Source organism: Coleofasciculus sp. G3-WIS-01, from assembly GCF_040223135.1.
Classification (GTDB): Bacteria; Cyanobacteriota; Cyanobacteriia; order Cyanobacteriales; family Coleofasciculaceae; genus Coleofasciculus.
The window spans coordinates 1-7,039 of sequence record NZ_JAVJZI010000279.1 but is presented as its reverse complement, the minus strand read 5'-3'; the positions used below and the strand labels follow the sequence as shown (position 1 = coordinate 7,039).

Below are 7,039 nucleotides of genomic sequence, written 5' to 3'. Positions count from 1 at the left end.
AGTCCAATTGTTGCAGCGAAATACCGGACTGGTATCAACAGTTGGATTGTCAAACCTCACCACATTGAGTGGCACGGTTTGACCTCTATCCCTCCCCAACCTGCTTCGCTGAGGTTAGGGTCTCACGAGGTAAAGCGATGAATCAGGACGTTCAAACCATTGTAGGCGGTACATTTCACTACACCCGCACCCGGACATACAGGGGTTTGGGCGTTGGTTTGATTCTGGATAAAGGTTTGGATGGGTTGGGAATCGACTTGGGAGGATATCCCACTTACGGCTAATCCGGTTCCAACTACGGCTATCCACAGTTCTAGGTTTCGCAGCTTCTGGTCTAGGGTGCGATCGCGTTCTGCCTGATCTAAGTCTACGATACCCCGCACGGTTTCTAGCATTTGTCCGAATAATTCTTGTCCCGGTGACAGATAATTGATATCGGTTTGGATTTGCTGTTTATCGCGTTGGCTATCTTTGAGGAATTCGTCCCAGAATGGCGGTATGTTGCCAATTTGGGCAAGATTCCGTTTTTTGGTGTCAAAGTTGGTAATATTGGTTTCCATCGCCGTCTGATGGGCGCGTAAGTCACGCAAGCATCGGGCGTAGTCGAGGGCGGTTTGGGGGATTTGGTTGAGCAGATTTTTTAGGGTGTCGAGGCGGGTTTGGGGGTTGGTGGTGAGGTTGGGTAAGGTTTGGATTTGTTGTTCTAAGTCGCTGTAGAGGTGTCGCGCTTCGGGGTAGCTTTGGCGGGATTGGTGATAGATGTAGCGGAGTTTGTGATAGGAACAAAGGAGTTGGAGGAGTTCATCGTAGGCTTTTCCTAAGCGTTCAACAGTGGGAGATTGGCTGGTGTTGAACGAGATGAGGATGTGACATTGGCTGGTGAGGTTATCGGGTTGGCTGGGTTCCGTGGCGAGGTAGTCGAACAGAAGACTCCCGAAGAATGTGTCTTGATGCTGGAGGCTGAAGTTGAGGGGACTATTGGCGAGGAGGGCGTTAGCGCATTGTTTAGCAAGGCTGGCGCAGTCGGTTTGGGCGTCTACTTCGGCGTATAACCAGAGGGTTTGTCCGAGGGTGGCTTGGATGCGGTGGGGGAGGAGGGATTGGGGGCGGAAGTGTTGCAGTTGGGGGATGGTGATGTCAAGTTGTGGGGAGTCGGGGGTGAGGGTGAGATCAATGGCGTAGGTGTCATTGAGGCGAAAGGGTTGCAGATTGGCGGTGATTTTGAAGCCATCGGCGGTGGCGATAGCGCCTAAATTGATATCTTGGGCGTGGGTAAGCCACCATCTTTGTTTTCCGGGTTCGTTTTGGGGGGTGTATTGGGTGTTGGTGTAGCAAATCAGGTGGGATTTCAGGGTATTCAGTCCAGGGAAATGTCCCAGATTAGTCAGATTATCCCATAACTTAGCCGCATCATCCGCCACGCGATCGGGGGCGTCGGTGAGGGTTTGACGCAGGTGGAAGGCGTAGAGGGTGAGGCTGAGGTTTTTCATTTATTGGTTATGGGTCTTATGTCCTTTGTTATTGGTCTTATGTTGATGGAAATTGCCGAGATTTTCATGAGCCTATAATACAGAATATCTGTAGGGGTACGGCACTGCCGTACCCTGTTTAGCAGGTTTAATTGGAGATATCGCCCCTCACCGAAAGCCCCTCTCCATCCCCCCTAACCCCCCTTTGAAAGGGGGGAATTTGGGGAGAGGGGAGCAAGAGAAAAGCGGTATTTTAGAGGTAATTTATAGGTAATTTATAGCAACTGCCAAGACGGTTAGGACACATCGTTTATGTAGAGACGCGCCATGGCGCTATGTAGAGACGCGCCATGGCGCTATGTAGAGACGCGCCATGGCGCGTCTCTACTGGATAATTCCCCTTCTCCCCTGGTGGGAGAAGGGGTTAGGGGATGAGGGGGAAAAAACATAGCTTTTCAGTTCTATAGTCAACGGAAATAATCATTTATTCTTGGGTGGGTTGGTCTGGGGTGTGGATGGGGGTGAATTTCTGATAATACTATTAATAATCATGTCCTTCGCCGCTGGGCTGGGTTGATTCGCTGGCGTGGGAGATTTGCTTCCCCCAACACCAATGATTACTTGAAAATCTCTGACTTCTGCATCCGTTACGGCTTCTCGTTGTTCCTCGTATCTCTGAAAGAATTCCTGGCGGGAGGCGGATGCTTTTAACCAGTTTTCCAGTTGATCCGAGATATTCTCGATATCATCATTAGGAAGTTGATTGCTGAGTTGATTTAAGTTCTCCCAGTCTGGCGGGGTGAGTAAGTTGGCGTTCGTTTCGATAACTTTAATAAAGCTAATAATACTGTTTTCGTAGACAGACATGATGTTATACTCCTTTGCCAATCAGACAAAATGCAGCCCAATGATAGGGATTGTTAAAGGGTTGGGCTGTTTCCCCTTGTTCGGTTTCTAGTTTCTGGAAATCCTGCTTTAATTCTATCTGCCAGGTGGTACTGAAGGGGGAAGTGGGAAGCCAGTCTTGAAAACCTTTGACGCTGGTGTCTCGTAACCAACATTGGGCGGTATTCAGGGCGAGGGCGAGGTTCTCTTGCTGCTGGAATTCTTGGTAGAATTTGACGATGAGGAGGGCGGTGGCAAAGGCGCTGACTTCCCACAGGCTACTAAAAACATTGGTACTCCCGGCTAGGAGGAAACCGTAGGGTAGGCTGATATATTCATCGCTGATATTACTGATGTCGGTTAACCCAGTTTCGCAGGCGGAAAGGGTGACGAGGCGACAGTTGCTGAGGCGGAAATCAGCGATGATGTCTTCTAGGGTGAGGGTATCATCGGCTAACTGTAAGCCGGAATCGAGGGGAGAATCGGGATTAAAATAGCCGTGACAGAAGAATAGCCGACTATTGGCGGCGTCGAGGGTTTCCCTAGAGGAGAGGAGGGCGGATTTGCTGGCGTTGTCTCTTTTGAGGCTATGAATCTGGGGAAATTGTCTGGTGATGGCAGATACTGCGCCGATGTCTTTTTCATATAAGTCTGATGTGGGGGTTTGAATGGCAAACAGGCGCTGGAAGTCAGGGCGTTGTTGTTGCTGGAGTTGGTGCAGGAGTTGGCAACTGGGGAGATAACGGATACCGTCAGGGAAACGGGGGAATAGGTTTAAGGCGTGGAGGGGGAATAGGTGGAGATAGAGATGAGGAATCAGGATTAATTGGGTGCAGGTTTCGGGAATGTGGGCGAGGATATCTTTTATATGGAGGATTTCGGCTAGCTGGTTGAGGCGTGAGGGGAGTGAGGTTTGCCAGTCTTGTTGGAGTTGTTCTGTTTCCTTGTCGGTTTCGGCACGTCTGGGGGCGTAGTAGGCTTGGAGATAGTCATCACGCCAGGTTTCCAGGTTGGCTAAGTCTGCGGGGGTGGATGTCCAGATGGAGGGGAAACCTCTCTCCAAACCTCTCTCCTGCGAGGAGAGAGGCTTTGAATTCTCTTGATTGTCTGAATTCTCCCCCTTCCCTTGCAGGGAAGGGGGCTGGGGGGTTAGGTCATTAATAATCACCGCACGGAAGCAATCATCGAAAATATACCATTCAATAATTGCCGTATTTTTATCAATCAGTGGGGAGAGTTGGTCAAACTTGAGGGGTTTATAGGGATAAAGTTCGTTGTAACGCTGGCGCAGTTGGTTGATATGGCTGTAGTCTATCTCTGCTGGAGTTATCGATTTTTCCGATAACTTTTGTTCCCCAGCCGCCTGTAGCTGATTTAACCGTCGCTGTTCACTCCAAATTGCTTCCTGTAACTGTTGTAATTCCTCTTGTCTCTGGGTAGAAATCTGTCCGTCAGGGTAAAGGCTGCGGCTGGTGAGGTTGTCAATCAGGTTACGGGTTTTGCTGCGTTCGATGTATTCCCAGGCTTGGGTATTGTCTGCTAATTCTAGACAGACTTCGATCATATTGCGATAGAGTTTATTCCATTCTTCCGCTAGTTTCTGTTTATCAGTGTCGTTAGCTGTGCCAAAACTAATCTCTACTCTCTGGAATTCAACCGTATCAATCGCTGCGGCAAAGGCATGATAGGCGTTGTCCAATTGTTGGGCGTCTCGGTAGGCAAGTCCCAGGTTAAATTGGGTTGTAGCATGGTTTTGGGGAAAAGCCTCACGGGTGTAGACTTGAAGGGCGGCTTGATAGGATGCGATCGCATTTTCGATATTCTCTGCCCTTTCTCCCCTGATTCTGTCAGAGTAGGCATTCCCCAGATTATTTTGCGTGGTTGCCCATTGGCTAGGAAAGGCGTCACGGGTTCTGACTTGAAGGGCGGCTTGATAGGATGCGATCGCTATTTCTATATTTTCTGCCCTCTCTCCCCGAATGCGGTTTTTGTAGGTATTCCCCAGATTATTTTGTGTCTCTGCCCAATCTTTGGGAAAATCTTTACGAGTGCGGACTTCTAGGGCGGCTTGATAAGAGGCGATTGCTATTTCTATATTCTCTGCTGCTTCTCCCCCTATTTTGTCAGAGTAGGCAATCCCCAAATTATTTTGCGTCATTGCCCATTGACGGGGAAAATCCTTACGAGTGCGGACTTCTAGGGCAGCTTGATAAGAGGTGATCGCTATTTCTATATTCTCTGCCTTATCTCCCCGGATTCGGTCTTTGTAGGCATTCCCCAGATTATTTTGTATCTCTGCCCAATCTGTGGGAAACGCCTCATAGGTGTAAACTTCCAGGGCGGCTTGATAAGATGCGATCGCACGTTCGATATTTTCTGCTGCTTCTCCTCTAATTCGTTTACAGTAGGCAGCACCCAGATTATTTTGCGTATCCGCCCAATAGTTGGGAAAAGCCTCATAGGTGTAAACTTCCAAAGCAGCTTGATAAGATGCGATCGCACGTTCGATATTTTCTGCTGCTTCTCCTCTGATTCGTTTCCAGTAGGCATTTCCCAGATTATTTTGCGTCATTGCCCAATCACTAGGAAACGCTTTACGGGTGCGAACTTGTAGGGCGGCTTGATAGGAGGCAATGGCACGTTCGATATTTTCTGCCCCTTTTCCCCGGATTCGATCACGGTAGGCATTTCCCAGATTATTTTGAAGGATTGCCCAAGTTTCAGAGTCATTATCACAAGTAAAGGTAGTCAGTGCCATTTCATAGCCCGCAATCGCGATTTCCAGATTGTTTGCCTGACTCCCTAAAGGAAACTCCACAATAAGGTTACTGAATTCACCAAGAACTTGACCTTGTTCAGCTTCTACTTCTGTCAGAGTTGCCATCCCCCAGTTCCACAATACCCTGGCAAAGTTATCATCCAATAGATGCAGGTTTTCCTGGAGGAGGGGATAGACAACTTCGGGATTTCCGTCGCTATCTGAGGTTGCCTGTAATACTTCAACCAGGAAGTCGAGTTGGGCTTCGGGAGTAGCGGTTGAGGCGGATAATCCCAACAACTCCCCTAACTGATTCGCCATTCCGATTAAAAACTTCGCGGCATTTTCATCGCCCCTCTCTGCTAACGCTTCCGCTACCTGTGCCATGGTTGCCAGCAACCCGGCATCCACTAACTCGACGTTATCCTGTAATGTCTGCCCTTCCTCACCACTGGCACAGGTTAATAGGGTATTAATCAGGGTTAGATAGGCTTGTTGGCGTGCTTCATCCATGGGGCAATTGAGGCAGGAGATGCTAACTATGGTATAGCAAAAGACAGAGGGAGTGATGGGGTTAACAGCAACCGCCTTGGGTTTAAACCCAAGGAACCTAAAGCTCAAGTCAGAAGAGAGCTGACTGGATATAGCAGTCGCCAGGGTAATTAGGGCATCAACTAAACTCCGTTAATTGTTTCAATGCAGACAGACGTGTCTAACTTTTGGGGTTGTTTCTATAAGAATCCGAGTCGTCTTTAGACGACTTGCGCTTTTAGCCAAGAACTTGATTTCTTGGCGGGGGAATGGTTAGATTGCTCTGTTGAGCCTCGACTAAGGACGCTTTTAGCCTCGACTAAGAACGCTTTGAGCCTCGACTAGGGATGCTCTTAGCCTCGCCCATGACGCTTTAAGCCTCGATTAAGGACGCTCTGAGCCTCGCCCATGACGCTTTGAGCCTTGACTGGGGACACTCTGAGCCTCGACTAAGGACGCTTTAAGCCTCGACTAGGGATGCTTTGAGACTCAACCCCGACTCAGAACGACAGACATAGACTCAATCAAGCTATACATGGTGCGTTACATTTCATTAACGCACGATGGCGGACTGACACAGCTAAAATTGTGGAATAGATTTGACGGTGAAATTGGGCGCACACCGTGCGCCCCTACAAGACTAATCCACCATTTTAGGTGTGCCACGCTACTACAATATCTGCGATCGCACTCAACCCCGACTCAGAACGACAGACATAGACTCAATCAAGCTATACATGGTGCGTTACATTTCATTAACGCACCCGACAAAATCTGCGATCGCACTAGGGTATAGCAAAAGCGTTTCGATGTAGACAGACGTGTCTAACTGTTGGGGTTGTTTCTATAATAATTTGAGTCGTCTTTAGACGACTTGCGCTTTTAGCCAAGAACTTGAGTTCTTGGCGGGGGAATGGTTAGGGTTTGGGTATTTCCTGTTTGAATAAGGTTGACGTGATATTCGGTGGTCATGGTAATTCTCCTCATAAAACCTGAGTCGGGGCGGGTTTAGTCACATCTGGATGCAACCCAAAAGATAGTAGTAAAACCCGCCCCTACACAATTTTCCCATCTCCCACTCAAAACTTACATCCATGAGTGTTTAACCCCAGGGTAATTAGGACATGAAATAAACACTGTTAATTGTTTCAATGCAGACAGACGTGTTTAACTGTTGGGGTTGTTTTATAAGAATTTGAGTCGTCTTTAGACGACTTGCGCTTTGAGCCAAGAACTTGAGTTCTTGGCGGGGGAATGGTTAGGGTTTGGGTATTTCCTGTTTGAATAAGGTTGACGTGATATTCGGTGGTCATGGTAATTCTCCTCATGGAACCTGAGTCGGGGCGGGTTTATTCACATCTGGATGCAACCCAAAAGATAGTAGTGAAACCCGCCC

The 7,039-nt window shown here is 48.5% G+C and carries 4 protein-coding genes; 1 reads left to right on the top strand and 3 read right to left on the bottom strand.

Translation table 11 applies throughout. The features are described 5' to 3' along the window. Positions 1–122: 122 nt before the first annotated feature. The 3 genes from RIM23_RS29715 to RIM23_RS29705 all read right to left on the bottom strand — a co-directional run bounded on the left by RIM23_RS29715 (position 123) and on the right by RIM23_RS29705 (position 5,625). Positions 123–1,490, bottom strand: a complete 1,368-nt coding sequence (locus RIM23_RS29715) for a hypothetical protein (RefSeq protein ID WP_446371976.1) — start codon at positions 1,488–1,490, stop codon at positions 123–125. Between the two features lie 459 nt (positions 1,491–1,949). Next, positions 1,950–2,336, bottom strand: coding sequence for a hypothetical protein (locus tag RIM23_RS29710; RefSeq protein ID WP_446371974.1), 387 nt, complete (start codon positions 2,334–2,336; stop codon positions 1,950–1,952). A 4-nt stretch (positions 2,337–2,340) separates the two neighbouring features. After that, positions 2,341–5,625, bottom strand: coding sequence for a CHAT domain-containing protein (locus RIM23_RS29705; protein ID WP_446371972.1), 3,285 nt, complete (start codon positions 5,623–5,625; stop codon positions 2,341–2,343). A 677-nt stretch (positions 5,626–6,302) separates the two neighbouring features. On the opposite strand from RIM23_RS29705, the gene RIM23_RS29700 reads away from it, so the two are divergent. Next, a complete protein-coding gene (locus RIM23_RS29700; protein ID WP_446371970.1) occupies positions 6,303–6,458 on the top strand; it encodes a hypothetical protein in 156 nt (51 codons plus the stop codon). Positions 6,459–7,039 lie beyond the last annotated feature (581 nt).

Coding starts and splice junctions, on each gene's coding strand:
- RIM23_RS29715 (WP_446371976.1), bottom strand. CDS start 1,490: ATGAAAAACCTCAGCCTCACCCTCTACGCCTTCCACCTGCGTCAAACC.
- RIM23_RS29710 (WP_446371974.1), bottom strand. CDS start 2,336: ATGTCTGTCTACGAAAACAGTATTATTAGCTTTATTAAAGTTATCGAA.
- RIM23_RS29705 (WP_446371972.1), bottom strand. CDS start 5,625: ATGGATGAAGCACGCCAACAAGCCTATCTAACCCTGATTAATACCCTA.